This window comes from Nocardia sp. NPDC051832 (genome assembly GCF_040681285.1).
In the GTDB taxonomy this organism is placed as follows: domain Bacteria; phylum Actinomycetota; class Actinomycetes; order Mycobacteriales; family Mycobacteriaceae; genus Nocardia.
In genome coordinates this window covers 279,777-299,728 of record NZ_JBFAYL010000004.1, presented here as the reverse complement: position 1 = coordinate 299,728, position 19,952 = coordinate 279,777, and the positions used below count along the sequence as shown (strand labels likewise).

Genomic DNA, 19,952 nt, shown 5'->3' with positions numbered 1-19,952 from the left:
GGCTACAACCTGCCCGGTCCGGACAGCACCATGGCGGATTGGAAGCCGCCGAAACCGCTGCCGATGGTCAGCACGGTGTCGGTGGGCCACTCGCGCGCGGTCACCGGCACATAGTCGAGATCGCACTCGGGATCCGGCTCGTGCAGATTCGCGGTCGGCGGAATCACGTTGTCGCCGATCGCCAGCACACATGCCGCGATTTCCAGCGAACCGATCGCGCCGAGCGAGTGACCGATCATCGACTTGATCGAACTCATCGGAACGTCGTGTGCGCGGGCGCCGAAAACGCGTTTGACCGCGTTGGTTTCGTGCAGGTCGTTCTGCTTGGTGCCGGAACCGTGCGCGCTGATGTAATCGATCTCGTGCGGACCGACGCGCGCTCGATCCAGCGCCGCCGTGATCGCCGCCGCCATCTCCCGCCCGTGTGGGCGCAATCCGGTCATGTGGAACGCATTGCAGTGCGCCCCGTAGCCGGCGATCTCCGCCATGATGTCGGCGCCGCGTGCGCGGGCGAGGTGGTATTCCTCCAGGATGAATATCGCCGCCCCTTCGCCGAGGACAAAGCCGTTGCGGGTGCGGTCGAACGGGCGCGAGGCGTGTTCGGGGTCGTCGTTGCGTGGCGTCGTCGCCCGGATGGCATCGAAGCACGCTGTGGTGATCGGCGAGATCGGCGCGTCGGTCGCACCGGCGATCATCACATCGGCCGTACCGTCCAGAATGAGTTCGGCGGCATGGGCGACCGCGTCGATGCCGGAGGTGCATCCGGTCGACACCACCGTGACCGGGCCTCTGGCGCCGACCCGGCAAGCGACCTCGGTAGCGATGGAGCTGGGCACGAAATACTCGTAGAGATGTCCGGGCGCCAGGCGGTGATCGACCAGCCAATCCTGGCCCTCGGCGCTGACCGCTCGGTACACCCGCTCCAGGCCCATCGTCGCGCCGACCGCCGTGCCGATAGTGACGCCCGTGCGGTACGGATCGAAGGTCGACCCGCCGTCTGTGGCTTCACGAACTGCCGCCAGTGCCAGCTGGGTCGCGCGATCGAGCCGGGCAGCGTCGGGGTCGTCGAGTCCGTGTTCGGCTGGGATGAAATCGATTTCGGCGGCGATCTGCGAGCGGAACGGCGTCGGGTCGAACAGCGAGATCCGCCGCGTCGCGCTGCGGCCGTCGCCGAGCAGCTTCCAGAACTCGTTGGCCCCGATGCCGCCGGGCGACATTACGCCCAAACCGGTGATCACCACACGCCGTCGCATCGCCGGCCCTACCGCGCGACCAGGCCGCCGTCGACCACGAGGCCGTGGCCGGTCACATAGGACGACTCCGGCGACAGCAGCCACAGCACCGCTTTCGCGATCTCCTCCGGCGCGGCCATCCGGTTCATCGGCACGATCTCCGTGTATCGGGCCTCCACTTCGGGAGCGCCGCCGGTGAAGCGCTCGAGGAACGGGGTCCGCACGACGCCGGGACAGACCGCGTTGACCCGGATCCCGAGCTCGGCGTACTCCAGCGCCGCGGTCTTGGTCAGCCCGACCACCGCGTGCTTGCTGGCGACATAGGATCCGTTCTTGTCGAAAGCGACGAGGGCGGCGACCGAGGCGCCGTTCACGATCGCCCCGCCACCGGCGCGCAACATGGCCGGGATCTCGTACTTCATGCTCAGCCAGACACCCTTGAGATTGACCGCGAGCGCGTGGTCCCACGCTTGCTCGTCGGCCTCGTGGATCTCCCGCTCGGCCATACCCTCCACACCCGCGTTGTTGAACGCGTAGTCGAGTCGCCCGAAATGGTCCACCGCGCACTCGACCATGGACTGTGCGTCCCCGGCGCGCGAAACGTCGGCGCGCACGGTGATCGATTCTCCGCCTGCGTCTTTCACCGTGCGCTCGACCTCGGCGCAGTCCTGCACGTCGGCCAGTACCACCCGCGCGCCGGCCGCGGCGAGCGTCACCGCGGCGGCGGCGCCGATGCCGGATGCGGCGCCGGTGATCAGTGCCACTCGGTCGTCGAGTCGAATTCCCATGTCAGCGACCGCCTTCCGGTACGGTGCCCGCGGCAATCGAGAGGAACGTCCCGGTCGCCTCGACGCCGGTGAAGGTGAGGCCCGCGCGTTCGAAGAGTTCCGCGACCTGATGCGAACTATGTTTGCGCCCAGCGACATTGAGGAGCAGCAGCAGGTCGAGCGCGGAGGTGACGACCGGTTCGGGCGTGTGATCGGTGAGGGTTTCCACCACCAGGACCCGGGCGCCGGGGTTCGCGTTGCGCCGCACGTTCGCCAGGGTTTTCAGGGTGCTCTCGTCATCCCAATCCAGGATGTTCTTCAGGACGTAGACGTCGGCTCGGACGGGGATATCGTCGCGACAATCCCCGGCAAGCACGGTGGCTCGGTCCGCCAGTGACCCGCCGGCTCGCAGTTCTGGAAGGGCGTGGGCGACAACTCCATCCAGATCCAGGAGATACCCGGTGGCAGCCGGGTGAGTTTCCAGGACGGTCCGCAGCAGCCGCCCTTGCCCGCCGCCGATGTCGGCGACCGTTTCCCCGCCGGACAGGCCGAGGGCCCGCACCACCGCGTCCGCGGTGTGCGTGCTCGCCTGGGTCATCGCCGCGTTGAACACCGACACTGCCTCGGGTTCATGGGTGTGCAGATAGCGGAAGAAGTCGTCGCCGAACACCTCGGCGGATTGAGCTTCGCCTGCTTTGACCGCCCCGGGCAGGTGCGGCCAGAGCCGCCAGAAGAGCGGATGGCCGATCCAGCGAACCAGGTAGGTCATGCTGTGCGGATCGTCGTCGCGCAATAACTCCGACAGGGCATTGTTGGCGTAGGCGCCGTCTTCGTTCTTGTCGAAAATCTCTCGTGCGACCAGCGCGTCCAGCAGTTGTGCCAGCGCGCCGGGATCGGCGTTGAGCTCCGCGGCCAGATCTGCCGCCGATCGGGGTCCCGCCGCCAGCGCCTGGGCGACGCCGAGGTCGACGGCCGTGACCAGCGCCGCTGTCGAGACCAAGCCCCAGGCGACCTCTTTGATCCGAGAAATATTGGACTGGAGTTCAGGGATGCGCGTCATGCTTTGCCTTCCTCACGGTCTATTGCCGTAATCCTGACGACGCCGGCTCCAGCGGGAGTCAACCGCGGCTCGAGCGGAACTCAGTCGCAGGCAGACGCGCTTCAGATCGACGCGACCGGGCGCGTCGTGGTGGCGGAAGCTAGCTGGTTCGTTCGTAGACGACTGGCAGCAGGAACGCGAAGGGCGTTGTGTCGTTAGGGAATTCGACTGCGATATCCGGGTGCGCGGCCTGTCCGAGCGCGACGAAGGCCGCTCGGCTGTAGGAGCGCAGCAGACTGATGACCGCGTCGTGCACGACAGCCGGTACCGCGGGCAGTGCGGCGAAGCGCAAGGCCAGCGTCACCATCATGAGCACCATCAGCGGCAAGCACAGCAGCAGCGCCGCCGTCGGCGGCCGTTGCGCATCGACGATTAGGAACCGCCGACCGGCCCGGGTAGCCTCGGCGATCGCGCGGCAGGCCAATTCCGGTGGTAGATGGTGAAATCCGTCGACGAAGAGGATCAGGTCATAGCTTTGATCCGGAGCGTCGATCGCGGTGGCGTCGACCACGCCGGTCCGGATCCGCGGATCGCTGCCGAGCGGTCCCGCCGCGATCCGGTCCACCGAGACGGGATCGAGGTCGGTCACGGTGATCTGCGCGGTCCGGTGCTGCGCCAAGATCTGCTCGGACACCCGGCCGTGCCCAGCGCCGATCTCCATGATTCGAGGATGATCGATACCCGCGACCAGCTCCAACGCCAGCCGCGCACTCTTGGAATGAACCCCCAGCCGCGCACCACCGCGATCCAGCGCCGCGATCACCCCCTGCTTGACCTCATCCCGCAGGTCATAGCGATCGGTGAACTCGAGCCGATCGGTTTCGAACCGCCGATTCAGCCACGAAGCCCGCGGACCACCCCGCGGCATCGTGCTGATCTGCCGCCCATCGAACACCGCCGGCTCACATCGAGGCGACGCGCAATGCCAGCGCCACTCCCGCCAGCACCAGCACTACGGTCGGCACGGCGATGTTCTGCCAATCCTTGCTTTTGACATGGACTCCGACAGCTCCGGCAAAGTACAGGACCAGCCCCGCCGCCGCCGCGACCCCGATCGGCGCCCACCACAACCCGGCCACCAATCCGGCCGCCCCCGCCACCAGCACCGCCGCCAGCGGATTGAGCCAGCTGTCCGGCACGCCTGCCGCTGACATGGACGTCACGATCTGCGGGTTACGCGTGATCTTCAGGAAGGCGGAGACACACAAGAAGGCGGCAACCAAGATCGATACGACAACCGTGGCGATGAACAAGACGTCTCCTCGAATGTTCTCGCGGTCAACTGGACCAACTGTAGGCCGCGCACACTGAGCTCGTCGCCGCTTCGCCTGGACTGGTACCGGGTGTCAGGCGTTATTGGTAGGCGGGGTTGTCCCAGGCGCCGATGGAGCGGGAGCGGACCGGCTCGACCAGGCGCGGGGTGAGGCTCTGCGGGTATTCGGGACCCCAGTTGGTGGCGTCGCCGGACATGACGACTTTCGCGTTGTCGGTGTACCAGTCGACGAGGTCGGCGTCGGAGCGGACGATCCAGGTGCAGCCGGTGTCTGCGTCGGCGGTGAAGTCGCCGTGCCGGATCAGGGCTGGGCGCCAGAAGTAGGTGCCCGGCCACATCTTGCCGAAGTTGTAGCCGAAGCCGCCGGCCAGACAGTAGGCCTCTTCGGAGCAGGGGTGGTGGGCGAGAGGTTCTTCGCGCCAGCCGGGCTTGGCTTTGATGAGGCGGGTGTAGAAGCCGGTTTCCGAATCTCGGTGCAGCAGTTTGATGTAGAGGCCGGGGACGGGGGTGCCGCCGAGGTCGAAGCGCATCGGGCTGCCGTCCTTGACGTCGATCCACGGCATGGCGGCGGTGTCGAGGACGACGAGTTTCTGGTCGGGGCGGAGACCGTCGCGGTCGCTGTCGGCCGGATCGAAGCGCCAGTCGGCGTGTTCGCGGAACAGCAGAATCTCGGTGCCCGCGGTGACGGCGAGCGGGGGTGTCCACACGCCGGCGGGCGCGGTCCAGAAGCCCTCCGCCTCAAGGGTTGTGCTGCCGATGGTGAGCCGGCCGGACAGCACGAACCATTCGGTGTCGGCATGGTGTACGCCCGCCGGGCGAGACCAGTCGCTGGTGAATCGGACTTTGAGGGAGGCGGATCCGTCCTCCTCGTCGTAGCTCAGGTTGCGCTGCACCGCGTTTCCGGCGCCGTGCTCGAACTCGGCTACATGCTCGATCAGGTCGCGTTCGTCGATGAGTTCTACATGTGGACGCATCGGTCCTCCTTGGCGAAGTATTTACGATACAGAATGTAGTGCTTATCAATAACCAGGACAAGGTGTATCGTAAATTTCCATGACTGGACCGGGGCGTCCGGCGGGACCTGCCGCCGACACCGAAACCACTGTGCTCACAGCGGCATTGGAGTTGTTGCTGTCCGAGGGCGCGGCCGCGCTGACGCCGCAGCGGCTGCACGCCGTCACCGGCGTGGCGCGCACGACCATCTACCGGCACTGGCCGCTGCCGCGGGACTTCCTCGCCGCGCTCATCGCGGTGGCTCCGCATGAATCGCCCATGCCCAGCGGCGATCTGGCGGCGGACCTGCACGCGGAAACCGACCTGCTGTGTGATCGCCTGCGCGACAAGCCTGTCGGCGCCTTCCTGCGGGCTCTGGTCACCGCGTCCTCGGCCGATCCCTCCTGCACGGCACTGCGGCACCGCTACGTCAACGACCTGCTCGAACCATTCCGTGCCGCGCTGGCGGCGCTCGGCGTCGCGGACGTGGAAGAGGCGACCCTGGCGATCGTGTCCCCGCTCTTGGTCGACACCCTGCTGCTCGATCGCCGCGTCGACCGCGAGCGAGCGCACCACGCGGTCGAGGATGTGCTGGCCCGGCTCGGCGCGGGGAGTGCGCGATGACCAATGTGGGGGGTTCCCGAGCCGTCTTCGGCGTCATCGTCCCGAGCACCAATACCGTTGTCGAGCACGACTATTGGCGCGCCGCGTTGCCGGGCGTCACCTACCGCGCGGGCTCGATGTACATCCCGAACCCGGTGATGGGCGACGACGAAGACTTCCAGGGCCTGCTCGGCCAGATCCGCGCCGCCATCGACACCGCTGTCCGCGATGTCCTCACCGCCGAACCCGACCGCATGGTCATGGGCATGTCGGCCGAGACGTTCTGGGGCGGCGTCGCCGGAAACGCGGCCTTCGAGCAGCGGTTGCGGGACCGCACCGGCCTGCCCGTCACCACCGGCGCCAGTTCCTGCCGGGCCGCGCTGCGCAAATTGGGTTGCCGCCGGATCGCGGTCTTCTCCCCGTATCAGCCGATCGCGGACCGGGAGGTCGGCCGCTTCTTCACCGAAGCCGGGTTCGAGGTCTCGGCGATTACCGGCCTGCGCTGTCCGACCGCGATGGACATTGCCCGGGTCCGGGAGGATCGTCTGCGAGCGGTCGTCACCGAGATCGATGGTCCGGACGTGGACGCGATCGTCCAAGTCGGCACCAATCTGTCCTTCGTCGCACTGGCCGATCGGCTGGAAACCGAGCTCGGCAAACCAGTGATCGCCATCAACGCCGCCACCCTCTGGAACGCACTGCGCGAGCACGGATTCGACGATCGAGTCGAAGGCGCGGGGCGGCTGCTACGGGAGTTCTGATCTCATCGGAGTGCGCCGGTTATGGTCTCGATGACGCCGGTGGTTCGCAACATTTCGTAGTACGCCCCGCCCGGGTGGTAGTCATCGGTGCGGGTGCCGTCCAAGAGGTCCAGCGTCCATGCCACGGTGAGATCCCGCGTCGCCGTGAAATTGCCGAGCCGGATTGTCCCGCACATGATTCCGGCTATCTCGCCGACGGCGCCCAGATCGGTTCCGAGCGCGTCGGCATGGCTGCCCGTCAGCACGCGCACGCCCAGGAAGGGACGGGGGAGGTGGCGTTGCATCGACTCGGTGCCGTCGGCTCCGTTGTTGCACAGCGACGGCGGGGTCGCGATGGTCAGCATGGGCAGGTCGGTCACCGCCAGGGCGCGCAGCGCGTCCTCGGTCACCGAGGTGTCGATGCCGCGTACCGGGTCCAGTGCGAGGACACCGCGCAGGCGCGCGAAGCCGGCGGGGTGGGCGACCGCGAGCCGCTGGGCGAGGTGCAGAACGACGCCGCCGCCCGCGGAATGGCCGGACAAGACCAGGTTTTCGGGCAGCGCGAGATCGGGCCGGCCGGCGTGGTTCCGGGCGCTCCGGAAGCTCCGCTGTAGCGGTCCGTCCGGGTCGGCCGCGGTGCCGAAGAGGTCCGCCACGTTGTCGAGGAACGCGCGATTGGGTAGCAGGCTGGACAGCGCGCAACCGCGCGGGTCCATCGCGGGCAGGTCGGGCGCGAAGACTACCGCGCCCGCGCCGGTAAGCCGGTCGGCGAGGTCCCGATAGAGGTCTTTGTTCGCGCCGAAACCATGCACCAGCAGCACCACTCCGCGTGCCGTCCCCGAGGGGAAATACCAGTCGGCCGGCTGGTGCAGGACGCTGCCTGCGCAGGCGATGTCCACGGAACTCGCCACCCGAGTGGAATCATGCGGCTGTGCCGTCGCCGGGCCCGCGGACAACAACGCGGCCAGCAGCGATGGAACCAGAAGTGCTGATAAGTGCGGAATTTTCGACACTGCCGCGCCTCCACGGTATCGGTGATCGGCCCCAGGACTTGTTGCTGTATCAGCGCCGCGCTCAGGGGCGCACCGTGCCGAGCAGCAATGCCTTCAGGTATTCGGGAGTGATCAGGGTGCAGTAGTGCTGTCCTTTGAAGGCGTCCGGGATACCTGGCGTGTCCAGCGGAACCAGTAGCGATTTGGACGGCAGGTGCAGGTTACCTCCGGCGTCCTTGGTGGCGACCGGGAAGTCGGCCAGCCAGTCCTGGCCGGTGATCGCGGGGGTGTCCGGGTCGATGACGACCTTGTTCGGACGGTGGACGAGGGCCTTGCGTTCCTCCGGTGTCAGCGATCGGGAGACCTGGCGCAGGGTGACGCGGTTGACGTCGGCGCACGCGCCCTCGGGACCGGCGACGGCGGAGCCGTACACGTCGGTGAGGTGGTCGGCCGATTTGCCTTTGCACCGCACCTGTTTCGGAAGGTTGGCGTCGTAGGTGACGTAGCTGGTCACGGTGAGTGGCTGGACCTGGGGTTTGGACGCGGCGAAGGCGGCGAGGTCGGTGTAGGGCACCTCGGACAGGGTGCCGCCCTGGCGGCGGAATTTGAGCATGCGCAGCTTCGCGGTCTGTACCTGGGTGCGCAGGCACAGCTGCGGAAAGGCCTCTGCTTCGGCGGTTTCCGCCTCCGAAGGCTCGGCGCTGGCCGCCGGTGGAGTGAGCCCGAGGCCGGCCGCGGCGAGCACAGTGGCGACGGCCAGGATTGAACGCAGGTTTCGGAACATCGCCTGGTTTCTCGCTTTCGGGGTATCGACCGGCCTTACGAGCCGGGAAGGAGATCCGCGGCCACGCCGCCGGTCAGCAGCGCTCGGGCCCGGGGCTCCGTGGAACCGGTTGCGCCGGAGAGGAAGTCGCCAGTCCAGCCGAGCGCGAGGGTGGACAGCGTCGCGGCGTTGGCCGCCGTGGGTGTGCCGCAGAACAGGGTGCCCAGCGGGTCGGAGCTGGCGCCTTCGGCGTCGGTGTGCACGCCGCCGCGCAGCCGGATGCCGACGAAGGGGCGGCGCAGTGACTGCACGGCGGTGGTGCCGATGCCGAAGCTGTTGCACAGTGCGGGCGCGGCCGAGATCGTCAGGATGGGCAGGCCGGTGGGGTCCAGGCCGGTCAGCGCGCGGGCGATGTTGTCGCCGATGAAGGATTTCACCGGGTCGAGCAGGATGACGCCGCGCAGCCCGGTGAAGGTCTCCGGATGGGTGCTGCGGATCCGGTCCGCGACGAAGGTGACGGCTTCCGCGCCTGCCGAATGACCGAGGAACACCAGGTCGCTGGGCAGCTCGGGGACGGGCACGCCGCTGCGCCGGGCGGCGGCGGCCAGGCCGGCCGCGAGCGCCCCGGCGGGATCGGTAGCGGTACCGAACAATTCGGCCACATTGTGCAGGAAGGCGTTGTTGTCACCGAGGTTCTGCAGCGTGCAGCCTTGGAGCTGCATGAACGGCAGGCTGGGAGCGAAAACGAGGTAGCCCGCGTCGGCGAAACTGGCTGCCAGCGCGCCGATTTGGGCGTTGCTGCGAGCAAAACCGTGCTGGATCCAGACCATCGCGGTGGGCTTGCCGTCCGGCAGGTACCAGCTCGCGTCCTGGTGCAACGTGCCTGCGGCGCAACGGATGTCGACGCTCCCCGAAATCTGGGTGCCGGCGGTAGCGGTTCCGGCGGCCGTGACGGCGATGAGGGCGGCGGCGACGGCGGTGCGGACTGCGCGTCTAAGGGTCATGGTGACTCCCCATGGCGGGAACGCCGTTTCCCACAGTGGAATGGCGTTTCGGTATTGGGAAGATCATTGGCCGCCGCCTGCGAACTGTCAAGGGGAAACTCGAGATGGACAGAAAGTATCGCCCCCGATATGTTTCGCTTTAGGAAACGCTGTTCTATTCAACACATTTTGAGGTGCATGGTGAGATCCGCGCTGTATGTGCCGGGCAACCGTCCGGAGCTGTTCGGCAAGGCGCTGGCCGGAGCGGCGGATGTGGTGCTGCTCGACCTGGAGGACGCGGTCCCGCTGCGCGACAAGGACACAGCCCGGGCCGAGGTGGCCGCCTGGCTGCGGAGTGTGACGCAGGCCCGTCCGGCGATCTGGGTGCGCGTCAATCCCGGGGAGCTGGGTCATGAGGACATGCGGGCGGTGGCCGGGCCGATGGTCGCGGCGGTCTGCCTGTCGAAGACCGAGTCGGCGCGGGAGGTCCGCACCGCGGGAGCTGTGCTGAGCGAGTGCGAACCGCGTCCGGGAGCTATTCGGATCTGCGCCCTGCTCGAAAGCGCCGGCGCTGTGCTCGCGGCATCCGAGATCGCCGCCGCCCCCCGCGTTTCGCGGCTCCAGATCGGTGAGGCCGACCTGAGCGCCCAGCTGGGCGTCACGCCGGGCCCCGAGGAGCGGGAACTGTCGACCTACCGCTCCCTGGTGGTGCTCGCCAGTACCGCCGCGGGGATCGAGCCGCCGCTCGGGCCGGTGCGGACCGACTTCCGCGACCTCGACGCGCTGCGCGAGTCGACGGTCGCACTGCGGCGCTTGGGTTTTCGCGGCCGAGCGTGCATTCATCCTGCTCAACTGCCGGTGGTCAACGAGGTCTTCACGCCAACCATTGCGGATGTCGTGCGAGCTCGCGCGCTGGTGGATCGGTTCGAGGCTGCCGCAGGAGGTGTGATGCTCGACGAATCCGGGCGCATGGTCGATGCGGCGGTGGTGCGTCAGGCCCGCCGCTTGCTCGATATCTGAACAGTCGGTGGCCGCGGCCTGCCAGGATGTGCGCATGCATCCGATGCGATGGCTGGCCCGGATCAACCGATACGTCACGAACCCCGCGTTCAACCTCATCGCGCCACGGCTGCCGGGGTACGCGGTGGTGCTGCACACCGGACGCCGATCGGGTCGCGCGTACCGCACGCCGGTCGGTGTGACCTGGCGGGGCCCGCGACTGTTCGTCGCACTCAACTACGGCAGCGACAGCGACTGGGCTCGGAATGTGCTGGCGGGCGGCGAATTAGACATCCTGCACCGGGGCGGGCGAATCCGGCTGCGAGCGCCCAGGACGGTCGAGGTCGCCGGGCAACGGTTTCTCAGCGCCGTGACCACCGCGCGGCGCTGAGGTCGGTCAGTGGTCGCGCAGTAGCGCCCCCGCGCCTTCCACTCGGTCCTGGATACCGTTGTCGCGCAGCGCCATCCACCAGGTGGCGGCGTTGATGGCGATGACCGGTTTGCCGAGCCAGCGCTCGGCCTCGTCGGCCAAGCGCACCATGGACAGGTTGGTGCCGCACTGGATCAGCGCGTCGATGTCGTCACCGTTCACCTCGAGCAGTGCCGAGCGTAGTTCGTCCTCGGTGACGTGCGCGATGGAAACGGCGGTGGGACAGCGCAATCCCTTGATGGCGGCAACCTCGAAACCGAGTTCGCCGAAGAAACGGACCACGTTCTCGTCCCCGATGGGCTGGTACGGCGTCACGACGCCGATGCGCCGCGCGCCGAACAATTCCAGCGCGCGGCGGCAGGCCTCGGCGCCGGTCGCGACCTCCAAGCCGGTGACGTCGTGGATCTGCTTGACGAACTGGCGGTTGCCTTCGACTCCGCCCCAGAAGGTCTCGGCGGACATGCCCATCACCATGTAGTCGGGCTCGCAGGTCAGCACCCGCTCGCAGGCCGAAACGATCTCGGCGCGAATCTGTTCCAGCAGCCGATCCATGCCGGCGTCGTCGGACATGTTCTGATCGCGGATATGGATGCGGCTGAAATGCGAGGTGACCCCGGGTACCCCCATGCGATAGAGATCGGGCTCCACGATGGTGTTCGTGGAGGGGGCGATCACGCCGAATTTGCGTCGCCAGCCCAGTGCGTCGGTCATCGGATCAACTCCTCGTCGGTCGGAGCCGCGGCGGTGGCGGCCGAGAGTCGCCAGGCGGCGATCAGGAACGCGGCCTGCGCCGCGGTATTGCACAGCTGCTCGATCCACTGGAGCGTCACCGTCTGATCGGGGCGCGAGGCCAGCGGGCCGAGCAGGAAGAACACCAGCAGCTGGGTGCCGACCAGGCCCGCGCTGAGGCGGTCGCCGCGAGCGCGGGCCATGGCGATCAGGTAGACGCCGGTGAGCGTCGCGAAGACGGTGGTGCTCACCAGCATCGGGATCGGGTCCCGGGCCAGGACCGCGCCCAGGCCGCAGGCCACGGTGAGTCCGGGCACCAGGTAACCCAGCCACGGCGGGATACGCCCGGAGCGCGCCGCCGCGAGCGCCAGGCAGAGCACTCCGAAACCGAGTGTCAGGAAGGGGAACAGCAGACTGCGTAGCCAGACCAGATCGGGTCCGCCCGCCGCGGCGATCAGTTTCGCGGTGGCTTTGGTGCCACCGCCCGTGCCGATGAACGCCGCCGCGACCGCGACGGCTGTCATGTGGGAGCTACGGGCTGTTTCAGGTAAAGCCCTGCGCAGCAGTAGAACTCCGGCCGTGGTCAACACGACCGGCACGAAATCCTCGACTGCCAGGGAGATCGGATATTCCATGGCGTTACTCGGTGAACAGATCGCGGCGGCGGACCGGCGCCATGACAAAGCGGCCGAGTACCTTCGGCGTGGTCAGCCAGCGCACGTGCGCACCGTTGCGGGTGTGCGAGATCGCGCGTTCGGCCAGCCATGGCGCGACGGTCTCCACCCTGTCGGCGAGGATGTTGAACACCTTGCGCGCCTTCGCCAGCTCGTCCGCATCGGCGTAGCCGTGGGTGAGCAGATCGGTGACCACCATGCCCGGGCTGAGCAGCCCCACCGAGACCCCTGCCGGTGTCTCCTTGGCCAGCGCTTTGGTCAGGTAGGTGACGCCGCGCTTGCTGGCCCCGTAGGCGGCCAGCCCGGAGACCGTGCGCCCGTCGCTGCCGAGACCCTCCATGTTCCACACGTGCCCCCCGCCGGCCGCCGCCATCCCCGCCACGGCGACGGCCGAACCGTGCAGCACGCCAAGCAGATTCGTCTCCACTACGGTGCGTGCCTGCTCAGCAGGCAACCGCCACAGCGGGATCCGCTCGTGCGAGACACCCGCGTTGTTGATCCACACGTCGACCTTGCCGAAACAGTCCACGGTGGCGTCCCACAGCGCTTGCAGAGACGCGCGATCGGTGACGTCGGCGCTCATGATGAGTGCGGAATCATTCAGTTGCGGCCGGAGCTTCTCGATGCGCGCCGTATCGGTGCCGCACAGGGCGACCCGATGCCCGCGGTCCAGCAAGGCGCGCACCATGCCGAGGCCGATGCCCCGGGTGCCGCCCGTCACTACCACTGTGCTCATGATCATCCTCCTGCGTCGCGTCGATGCGCGGTCCTGCGATTTCGTCCGTACGCCCGGTGACCGCGCCCGTTCACGATCGCTCCAACACGCCGTGCATGACCGTGACCAAGCGGTTGTGCTCGAACATCTGGTAGACCACGGCGAGGGTGGATCCCGCGCCCATGCCGGGTTCGGCGTCGGTCATGAACTCGCGACCGATCAGCCGGCGGCCGTCGGAGGTGTGCAGGCGCACGAAATTGGCTCGGCCGTAGGAGGTTCCGTTGCCCCAGACGTCCGGGCCTTCATGGAAGGAACGCACTCCGTCGCGGCGCACCGTGGTCCTGGAGTCGGACTCGACCGGCCCCGACATGATCAGGTGATGGTCGGCGGTGAGCAGGTTCAGCGGGCTGATCTCCAGTGCCATGTGCGAGCTGCCCAATGACTGCTGTTCGGCGCTCCACAGTTCCAGATCGCCGGCGTAGCGGGACTTGTCCTTGGTCGGGACCGTGAATACCGCCGGACCGCAGCGAGTCTCGGTCTCGATGCGCTGTTCGACGAGCTGCGGATCGCGGGTGTAGACGCCGTTGAAGACACCGACCATGGCCGGGCCCTGGTAGAGCACCGACGAATACACCTGGGTGTCGCCGATGGTCTGGTTCCAGGTGTTCAGCGACACCTGCCAGCCCGGGCCGTAATAGTTGGCGTCGACGAAACCGCCGTAGGGCTGGCCGGAGCCGTAGAAATCCGGTCCGGTGTAGCGGCGGTCGGCGTCGGAGTCCTGGACGCCGAAAGCGAAGGACGCGCCGAGCGCGAACCGCCCCGCCAGATCGCCGCCGCCGGTCAGCCCACCATCCATGTAATAGGTGGTCGTTCCCTCCGCGAACACCGAAGAGCGGCGGATGTCCTCATAGCCACGCCACGTGCCCTGGGGATCGAAAAGTGAAGGGCGGCCGACCCATTCGCCTGCGATACGTTGCTGGAACTCGCTGGGTGTGGGAGCTGCGGCGGATTCCGCTGTCGTCTCGGTCATGCCAGTAGCTCCCCGCGCACCCGCTCGGCTTGTTCCGCGCCGAGCAGCCGGGTGACCTGCGCCCACACCGGATCGACCTCGGGGCTGAACAGATTCGCCCGATTGGCTCGGTCGCGGGCGGCCAAGTCGGCCTCGACAGCAGGAACGCCTTTGTCCACCAACGTCAGCCAGTGCGCCAGATAGTCGTCGACCGTGCTGTCCAAAGCGCGGAAGGCGTCCTCGGTGGCACGGCACACCACCATCCACGGCGACATCATCGCGCGCTGGCGTGGCCCGATGGCGGCGGGCGCGACGCCCTCGAGCTGCCAGGCGTCCTCCAGCAGCGGTGTCAGCGGCAGGAATACAGCGTCGAGATACGCCAGGTTGATCGCGAGATCGGCGCGGGGGATCAGATCCAAATGCATCGCGTGGTATTCCGGCGCTTTGACCGAGTCCAGCGTGAAATGCGGTACCGCGGAATCACTTCCGGTGAAGGCGAAGATCATGTGACTGTCGAGGCCGATCTGCGGCACCACCAGGTCGACGGTGACAGCCTTCTCGATCGGCGCGCCGCGCAGCACCCGCAACCGGCCCACCGGTTCCGGGGACATGGCACTGGTCAACGCCAGATCCTCGGCAGTTTCCAGGCCGAGCGCGGAGCTCAGGGTTGCCAGGGTGCGCTCGCTGAGCGCGGTGGGCAGACTCATTGCGGATTACCTCCGGTGCGGGCCTTGTGCACCCAGGCACTGGCCAGTTCGGGATTGTCGCGGCGGACCGGGGAAGCGAGAACGGTAGCGGTGCGGCGCGGCCCGTCACCGGTGATGATGTCGTCGCCGCCGACCCACCAGCCCTGCTTGATCAGCTCCAGACGCCGCCGTCGATAAGCGACTTGCAGGCCGTCGCTGCGCACGTGCAACTCGTCGGACAGGTCGAACGGAAGCAGCTCCGGGCGTTGGGATTCCACCACCGGCTTGTCCTGCAAGAGGATCTTCCCGATGCGTTTGCGGGTGTTGGCGTCGGCCCAGCCGCCGGTGAAGAAATTGCGGTAGCCGAGGATCTTGATCAGCGTGCGGTCCTGGGACAGCGGAATGTTGAAGTCGTAGAGCAACAGGTCCCCGATCGGCAGCCGCACATGCAGTTTCACGATGTTCGGCAAATACCAGGCGTTGGTGACCGTGACGTACTCCGGCCTGGGCCGGCGTTTGGCCAGCAGGCCCCACAGGCCCTTGGGGGGTGGCGGGCACAGTTGGATATCGGCTTCGGCGGACCAATCCGTCTGGCGGATACGGAAATCGGGGATCTCGGGCTTGTCCGGGTTGCCGAAGGCGGTGCCGTGCACGAACGGGGTGTGCGAGGCGTCGACGACGTTCTCGAAGGTGCGCTCGTAGTTGGCGTCCACCACCATCTCGAATTGCACCATGCGGAAAGTGGGGTCGTAGTGTTCGGGAAGAACTGGGATGGGCGGTCTTTCGGCCTCGGGCAGGTCGCCGAGGAAGGCCCACACCATGCCGTATCGCTCCACCGCCGGATACGCGTCCACCCGCGCCTTGCGCGGAATCTTGCGTTCCTCGGCGTTGGCGGGGATCTTCACGCAGACGCCCTCGGCATTGTATTGCCAGCCGTGGTACGGGCAGGCGATGCAGTCGCCGGTGAGCGTGCCCATCGACAGCGCCCCGCCGCGATGCACGCACAGGTCCGAAAGGCACACCGGTGCACCGGCTTCGGTGCGGTACAGCACGAAATCCTGACCGAGGCAGGTGACCTTGCGGGGTTCGCGGGTGACCTTGTCCGCGAATTCCAGTGCGTACCAGAAGTTCTTCAACATGTTGTGCTCCTATCGCCGGCTCAGCTGTACGCCGTGGTCGAACTCGGCCAGCTCGGACTTCGCGGTCGCGTCGGCACGGAGGTGCGCCCGAAGGAAGATCGAGGTGAGCCGGGCGAACGGAACGAGCGCGTCGGTCTCGGCCGGGCCGTCGAGGAAGGCGCGGGCGGCCGTCGGGTCCGCGTCGGCGATACCGAAATGGTTGGCGCCGGGGACCACCGCCAGCAGGTGATCGCCCGCAGGGAGCGCCTCGGTGAAGGTGCGCCGCACCGGATCCGGGCGATCCGCGCCGTCCTCGCCATAGCGGTCGGCGCTGCCCTGGATGACGCCGTCGTTGGTGCCGACGCCGAGCAGCACCGGGCAGCTTACCTGCGCGGGCAGGACGGTGCCGGGGTCCCAGCCGAGCATGGTGGCGACCATCGTGTGCGCGCCCCACGCGAAAACCGCTGCTACCGAAGGGAAGAAGCGCGCGGACTGCAAGACGACGGTGCCGCCCGCCGAGTGCCCGCCCAGCGCGACGCGGTCCAGGTCCAACGCGCCGCGCAGTGGGGGCAGCTCGTTGATGTCGGCCAGGGCGTCGAGGATCGCGCCGAGGGTGGGACAGGTGGGGCGGGTGCCGTACGCGTCCGGGCGGGCCGCGTTCAGATCCACTCCGGGGGTGAGACCGACCTGTCCGCCGAACAATTCGGCGACACGGTCCATGGTGACCACGACGAAGCCGGTCGCGGCGACGGCGGCGGCGAAGCGGCGGTAGGAGTCCTGACCGACATTGACGCCGGACAGGAACACCACGACCGGATAGGGAGCGCCCGCAGGGTCCGGGGCGAAGACCCCGGTCAGGCGTTCGGCGTCATCACCGGAGGCGACCGCCGGATAGTAGACCTTCAAGTGGGCGGTATCGAACGGGGCTGTGCCGTCGGTGCGGACCGACCACCACAGGGAACGGATCAGCTGCTCGCTCATCGGCCCGGCCTGGGTAGTTCACGGTCGCCGCCCCAGAGCGCGCGGACGAGACGCTGGGTCAGCTCCGGCCCGAACATGCGCTCGCCCATGACATTCGCCGGATCCCGTTCGGCGATATTGCGGCGAATCATCAGGTCGCGGGCCGCGAGTGCGGCCTGTTCGGCGACGGGCACCGGTTCGGCCGCGTCCACCCAGCTCAGCCACTGCTCGACCCGGGTGGTCAGAATCTCGGCCACCACGTCCAGATTCGGGCGGGTAGGCGGGAACGAGTAGCAGTAGGCGGTGGGGGAGAGGCTGCCCCGGATGAACCCGGTGCGGCTGGTGAACCAGGTGAAGTCGGGATGATTTTCCTTGAACGCCAACCACGGTGCGTCGTTCGGCGCGTAATAGCGGTCGAAGTATTCGCCGTCGCCGACCAGGTCGCCGCGCGGCACGGCGTCGACGTAGAACCAGCCCTCCGGCCACAGCAGCAGTGCCGAGCCCAGATGCGGCGCCCGGACCTGCGGGCCGAGCCAGGCGGTGAGATGCAGGTTGACGAATCCTGTGCGCGGATCACCGATCCAGGAGTGCACCAGCCAGTCGATCTCGGGTCCGGTGTAGGCGGCGAGGCTGCCCGAGGGGCCCTGTGCCGGATCGCCGTAGGTTTCCAGATCCACGGTCGACGGATCGCGGGTGAGTTCGAATCGCTCGGCGATGCGAGACCGCAACCCGCCCAGCAGATCCTGCCATTCCTGGAACGTCTCGGTCACATCGGCACGCGGTGTCGCGTCGACCATCTGCTCAACGTGCTGGATTGTTTCGCTCATCGGTGCTCCGAAGGGTGTGTCATTCAACTGCTTTCATCAGTGCGGGTCGGTTACCGCGTGGGAACGGCGTCGAGCGGGCGGCGAGGTCGTCCGTCGACGAGGTCGGTGCCCTTGGATACGGCCCGGTTGACGGCCTGGGCCGGGCGGATGGTGGCGCGCACGCTGGTCGCACCCGGTCCTACAGTGGTCACTTCCGGATGACTGATCACGCCGGTGAACGGGCCGCTCCAAGCGGTCCACAGCGTGAAATCCGGGCTCAGCCCGTAGATCCCGCCGGTCAGTCCCTGCGAATCAAGCCCCGCGGCAACCACATTGAGGCGGTTCTCGGCGGCACGCTCGGGCAGGCCGAGCCGCAGTTCCCACGGTTCGGACGGAGTACACGGCACAGCGACGACATCAGCGTCCTGAATCGCGGCGAGCCGGAAGGTCTCCGGGAACAGTGCGTCGTCACCGACGACGAGCGCCAAACGGCCCCAGGGCAACGCGAACACGATCACCTCGTCACCAGTTGCGGTGAGCCACGGATGCCGTTCGGTGCGATGAAGCTGCGGCTGCCGGCCCACTACACCGTCGGCACTCAGCAGCACGCCGCAATGCGCTTCGCCTTCGCGCACGGTAAGCACGGCGAACGCGGCCGTACCCGCGAGCGCGCGGATGACTTCTGGAATCGGAACCGCCGTCAATTCCGGCAGCACGATGAGATCCACGCCGCCAGTGGCCAATGCGCGCACGGCACTTGCCTCCGGCACGCACAGTGCCGCGAAAATCGTCTCTGACCCCGGAGGCGCCTGCCGCCCTGATGGTGCCTCCGTCAGCTGTGCGGCGGGTGGCGGCTTCGCCGGCCCTGCGGTGGCTGTCTCCGTTCGCGGCGGCTCCGCTCGCTCTACTGGCTGAACATCCACCCCGGGAGGGCGCTCCCTTCGCCGACGGGTAGGTGCTTCCGTCCGCTGCCGAGCCGGGGCATCCACCCGCTTTCCCGGCTCGTCAACCTGGTGTGTCGGTACCGCCTGATCGCCCAGGCGTGTGTGGCTCGCCCCGCCGCCCGGGTGTACGTGACCCAGCTGGTCGCTCGGGTGCGTGTGACCTGCCCCGTCGCTCGGGTGTGCACGACCCGGCTGATCATCGTGGCTAGCTTGGCCTACCCCGCCATCCCGGCGGGCTTTCGGCTGGGATCCATCACTCAGCGGTCCGTACAGTTCCGGCCGTCGGGCCGCCAGGACATCCGTGCCGTCCGGGCGGCGTTTGTCGTCGGCGCGGGCGACGTCGATGTCGGCGACCACAATCGCCTCACCCGTCGCCGGAGCCATCGCCACGCAGGTGCCGTCGGGCGCGACGATCTGACTCTCCCCGGCCCCGTGCAGCCGATCCGGCGGCACACCGAGGCGTTCCGCGATGGCGGGTAGTTGCGCCTCCGGCAGCAGCGGGCCGACCTTGTTGGCCGCCACCACCCACACCTTGTTCTCCGCCGCGCGCACCGGAATGTGCAGGCTCGCTTCGTCGGTGGCGAACGAGTTCAGGCTGTTGAGCAGCAGCTGGGCGCCGCGCACCGCCAACGAGCGGGTGACCTCGTTGATGACGCCCTCCATGCAGGCGTACATGCCGATCCGGCCGAGCGGCGTTTCGATGACCGGCGAATCCTGCTGCCCGGCATCGAGATAGTCGTTCTCCGCACCCATCAGGATCTGTTTGTCGGACTGCCCGAGCAGCGATCCATCCGCACCGAACAGCAGGCTGGTGCCGGTGGTACGCCCCGCGTCGCGGGCCAGTGTCACGCCGATCTTGACGTAGATGCCGTGCCGCGCGGCCCGTTCCGCGATGGCGGTGAGGAAGGAATCTTCGAGCGTGCAGGCCATTCGCCGGGCGTGCACCCGATCGTCGTACCAGGATAGGTGGTTACAGAACTCCGGCAGCACCACCAGCTCGGCGCTCGCCTCGGCGGCCGCATCGATCACGCGCAGGCACGCGGCCAGATTGGCGGCGACGTCGGTGCCGGCGGCGAGCTGTGCGGCGGCGACTCGGGTCATGTGCGGTACCTCCCTCAGCGTTTCGTAGATCGAAACACTGTTTCCATTCAAGCTGATTCTGTACCCGGCCCCGCGATCTGTCCAGCGCTCGCCCACGATTTCACGCACCGGTAATCGATTGCCGCCCTTCGCGTTCGCCTTGACACCTGCGATCAGCGCAGGTTCAATATGGCAATTCCGAAACTGCGTTTCCATAAGGGAAACGCTCGCAGGAGGTAGGGATGACGACCTGCGAATCGTCGCCGGACCCGCGACACCCCGGCACTCGCCGATACAGATCGGCCGCCCGGTCATTGCTCGGAGGGCGGACCGCCGACATGCGCGCTGAGACAGGAC

General features: G+C 67.7%; 22 protein-coding genes. 4 read left to right on the top strand and 18 right to left on the bottom strand.

The features are described 5' to 3' along the window. Positions 1-2: 2 nt before the first annotated feature. From AB0M14_RS27030 to AB0M14_RS27005, 6 genes are all read right to left on the bottom strand, one after another. A complete protein-coding gene (locus tag AB0M14_RS27030; RefSeq protein WP_364999593.1) occupies positions 3-1,253 on the bottom strand; it encodes a beta-ketoacyl-[acyl-carrier-protein] synthase family protein in 1,251 nt (416 codons plus the stop codon). Positions 1,254-1,261: 8 nt separating this feature from the next. Further along, entirely contained in the window at positions 1,262-2,020 is a 759-nt protein-coding gene (locus tag AB0M14_RS27025; RefSeq protein ID WP_364999591.1) for a glucose 1-dehydrogenase, read from the bottom strand. A 1-nt stretch (position 2,021) separates the two neighbouring features. Then, positions 2,022-3,059, bottom strand: a complete 1,038-nt coding sequence (locus AB0M14_RS27020; RefSeq protein ID WP_364999589.1) for a methyltransferase — start codon at positions 3,057-3,059, stop codon at positions 2,022-2,024. 139 nt (positions 3,060-3,198) lie between these two features. Next, entirely contained in the window at positions 3,199-3,966 is a 768-nt protein-coding gene (locus tag AB0M14_RS27015) for a class I SAM-dependent methyltransferase (protein WP_365000490.1), read from the bottom strand. Between the two features lie 34 nt (positions 3,967-4,000). Further along, positions 4,001-4,351, bottom strand: a complete 351-nt coding sequence (locus tag AB0M14_RS27010) for a DoxX family protein (protein ID WP_364999587.1) — start codon at positions 4,349-4,351, stop codon at positions 4,001-4,003. A gap of 100 nt (positions 4,352-4,451) precedes the next feature. Then, positions 4,452-5,345 (bottom strand): DUF4437 domain-containing protein, encoded by an 894-nt coding sequence (locus AB0M14_RS27005; RefSeq protein ID WP_364999585.1) that lies wholly within the window; start codon positions 5,343-5,345, stop codon positions 4,452-4,454. A 79-nt stretch (positions 5,346-5,424) separates the two neighbouring features. Here AB0M14_RS27005 and AB0M14_RS27000 point away from each other — a divergent pair, with 79 nt between their 5' ends. Both AB0M14_RS27000 and AB0M14_RS26995 read left to right on the top strand, forming a co-directional pair. After that, the gene (locus tag AB0M14_RS27000; protein ID WP_364999583.1) at positions 5,425-5,988 is read left to right on the top strand and encodes a TetR-like C-terminal domain-containing protein; all 564 of its coding nucleotides are present in this window, start codon (positions 5,425-5,427) and stop codon (positions 5,986-5,988) included. After that, on the top strand, positions 5,985-6,728 hold the full coding sequence (locus AB0M14_RS26995) for an arylmalonate decarboxylase (RefSeq protein ID WP_364999581.1): 744 nt from the start codon (positions 5,985-5,987) through the stop codon (positions 6,726-6,728). Before AB0M14_RS27000 ends, AB0M14_RS26995 begins: the two co-directional genes overlap by 4 nt. 2 nt (positions 6,729-6,730) lie before the next feature. Here AB0M14_RS26995 and AB0M14_RS26990 read toward each other — a convergent pair whose 3' ends face one another. The 3 genes from AB0M14_RS26990 to AB0M14_RS26980 all read right to left on the bottom strand — a co-directional run bounded on the left by AB0M14_RS26990 (position 6,731) and on the right by AB0M14_RS26980 (position 9,466). Beyond that, positions 6,731-7,618: an alpha/beta fold hydrolase gene (locus tag AB0M14_RS26990; RefSeq protein WP_364999579.1), complete on the bottom strand. Its 888-nt coding sequence runs from the start codon at positions 7,616-7,618 to the stop codon at positions 6,731-6,733. Positions 7,619-7,781: 163 nt separating this feature from the next. Beyond that, positions 7,782-8,483, bottom strand: coding sequence for a hypothetical protein (locus AB0M14_RS26985; RefSeq protein WP_364999577.1), 702 nt, complete (start codon positions 8,481-8,483; stop codon positions 7,782-7,784). 35 nt (positions 8,484-8,518) lie between these two features. Further along, the gene (locus AB0M14_RS26980) at positions 8,519-9,466 is read right to left on the bottom strand and encodes a hypothetical protein (RefSeq protein ID WP_364999575.1); all 948 of its coding nucleotides are present in this window, start codon (positions 9,464-9,466) and stop codon (positions 8,519-8,521) included. A gap of 177 nt (positions 9,467-9,643) precedes the next feature. Between AB0M14_RS26980 and AB0M14_RS26975 the strand changes: the two genes are divergently transcribed. Together AB0M14_RS26975 and AB0M14_RS26970 are read left to right on the top strand one after the other, a co-directional pair. Further along, positions 9,644-10,465: a CoA ester lyase gene (locus AB0M14_RS26975; RefSeq protein ID WP_364999573.1), complete on the top strand. Its 822-nt coding sequence runs from the start codon at positions 9,644-9,646 to the stop codon at positions 10,463-10,465. Positions 10,466-10,499: 34 nt separating this feature from the next. Beyond that, on the top strand, positions 10,500-10,835 hold the full coding sequence (locus AB0M14_RS26970; RefSeq protein ID WP_364999571.1) for a nitroreductase/quinone reductase family protein: 336 nt from the start codon (positions 10,500-10,502) through the stop codon (positions 10,833-10,835). Between the two features lie 6 nt (positions 10,836-10,841). On the opposite strand, the gene AB0M14_RS26965 is transcribed toward AB0M14_RS26970, so the two are convergent. The 9 genes from AB0M14_RS26965 to AB0M14_RS26925 form a co-directional block, all read right to left on the bottom strand. Continuing rightward, positions 10,842-11,585, bottom strand: a complete 744-nt coding sequence (locus tag AB0M14_RS26965; RefSeq protein WP_364999569.1) for an arylmalonate decarboxylase — start codon at positions 11,583-11,585, stop codon at positions 10,842-10,844. Next, the gene (locus AB0M14_RS26960) at positions 11,582-12,238 is read right to left on the bottom strand and encodes a hypothetical protein (protein ID WP_364999567.1); all 657 of its coding nucleotides are present in this window, start codon (positions 12,236-12,238) and stop codon (positions 11,582-11,584) included. The genes AB0M14_RS26965 and AB0M14_RS26960 overlap by 4 nt, the downstream gene beginning before the upstream one ends. A gap of 4 nt (positions 12,239-12,242) precedes the next feature. Further along, the gene (locus tag AB0M14_RS26955; RefSeq protein WP_364999565.1) at positions 12,243-13,013 is read right to left on the bottom strand and encodes an SDR family oxidoreductase; all 771 of its coding nucleotides are present in this window, start codon (positions 13,011-13,013) and stop codon (positions 12,243-12,245) included. A 70-nt stretch (positions 13,014-13,083) separates the two neighbouring features. Then, complete coding sequence (locus AB0M14_RS26950) at positions 13,084-14,022, bottom strand: hypothetical protein (protein ID WP_364999563.1); 939 nt, start codon at positions 14,020-14,022, stop codon at positions 13,084-13,086. Continuing rightward, on the bottom strand, positions 14,019-14,708 hold the full coding sequence (locus AB0M14_RS26945) for a hypothetical protein (RefSeq protein WP_364999561.1): 690 nt from the start codon (positions 14,706-14,708) through the stop codon (positions 14,019-14,021). The genes AB0M14_RS26950 and AB0M14_RS26945 overlap by 4 nt, the downstream gene beginning before the upstream one ends. Beyond that, a complete protein-coding gene (locus AB0M14_RS26940) occupies positions 14,705-15,826 on the bottom strand; it encodes an aromatic ring-hydroxylating dioxygenase subunit alpha (protein ID WP_364999560.1) in 1,122 nt (373 codons plus the stop codon). Before AB0M14_RS26940 ends, AB0M14_RS26945 begins: the two co-directional genes overlap by 4 nt. A gap of 9 nt (positions 15,827-15,835) precedes the next feature. Beyond that, entirely contained in the window at positions 15,836-16,786 is a 951-nt protein-coding gene (locus AB0M14_RS26935; RefSeq protein WP_364999559.1) for a dienelactone hydrolase family protein, read from the bottom strand. After that, complete coding sequence (locus AB0M14_RS26930; protein ID WP_364999558.1) at positions 16,783-17,592, bottom strand: oxidoreductase; 810 nt, start codon at positions 17,590-17,592, stop codon at positions 16,783-16,785. The genes AB0M14_RS26935 and AB0M14_RS26930 overlap by 4 nt, the downstream gene beginning before the upstream one ends. A gap of 50 nt (positions 17,593-17,642) precedes the next feature. Then, positions 17,643-19,910, bottom strand: coding sequence for a nitrilase-related carbon-nitrogen hydrolase (locus AB0M14_RS26925; protein WP_364999556.1), 2,268 nt, complete (start codon positions 19,908-19,910; stop codon positions 17,643-17,645). Between the last annotated feature and the right edge of the window lie 42 nt (positions 19,911-19,952).